We start from the raw sequence: 913 nt of genomic DNA, 5'->3' as shown, positions 1-913 counted from the left end.
CCCCAGCCCCCTCAAGGCGCCCCCGCCAGCTCAAGGCGCACCGCCAGCTAAATCAACGAGGGAATCTCCTGCGTAGCAAACCAAAGCAGCTCATGATCCTCCGCCCCGTCCACCACGAACCGCGCATCCTCATCCCCAAGATCCGCCGCCCCCAGCGCCGCGGCCGCCGCCGCCACGTCCCCCTCCGCGTCCTCCGCGTCCACATGCACCGCCGCCACCTTCCCCAGGGAGAGCCCCGCGGCGAGCCGCACCTCCCCGAGCGCCCCCTGGTTGAGACCCCGCCCGGGATCCGCCACGGCCGCCCCGTCGGGCACATCGGCCGCGAGTACGACCCGCCGTCGCGGCGCCTCGGGATCGACCGCCACCAGCCGGAGCGACGCCGCCGCCGCCCGGTTCAGCGCCGCGTACTCCAGTTCCTCGATGTCATCGGAGACGTACCACTCCCGCAGCGCGGGCGTCACGGCGTAAGCGACCAGCGGGCCGGGCCCCAACTCCCCCGCCTTGTACGCCTCGGCGAGCCGGGGCAGGGTCAGAGGAACGTAGAGGCGCATGACTGACCGCTTTCCTTCGTCGTCCGCCCGGAGACGGACCTTCGTGGCCGTAGAGGGCCTCCAGGATACGTCCGGGAGTCCCCGATCGAGCTGCCCCCACCACCCCCGCGGCCGTCCACACGCCTCCGCCGATTCACCCGGTACCACCCGGCAACCACCGCACCTCAGAGCCCTGCGACCCCCCAGATAGGTGAACCGCGACGCCCTCCCCCGAGGCCCCCTCAAGCCCTTGCGCGCTCCCCCGCCACCCCCGTACAAGATCCCCAACACAGAAAGTTACTCATCGGTAGAGCCAGGAGTGCCTCATGCACAAGGTGATGACAAGGCCCCGCCCGCGCCCGTCGGCGACCCGCCCCCCCGCC

General features: G+C 72.0%; 1 protein-coding gene. It reads right to left on the bottom strand.

Annotation, left to right across the window (positions count from 1 at the left end; genetic code table 11):
- Nucleotides 1-47 precede the first annotated feature (47 nt).
- Entirely contained in the window at nucleotides 48-551 is a 504-nt protein-coding gene (locus tag IG54_RS0137255) for a DUF6912 family protein (RefSeq protein ID WP_030795648.1), read from the bottom strand.
- Nucleotides 552-913: the final 362 nt, after the last annotated feature.

It is taken from the genome of Streptomyces sp. NRRL S-920 (assembly GCF_000717945.1).
Taxonomy (GTDB): domain Bacteria; phylum Actinomycetota; class Actinomycetes; order Streptomycetales; family Streptomycetaceae; genus Streptomyces; species Streptomyces alboniger.
The sequence above is the reverse complement of the archived record's forward strand: the minus strand, read 5'-3'. Positions and strand labels throughout refer to the sequence as shown.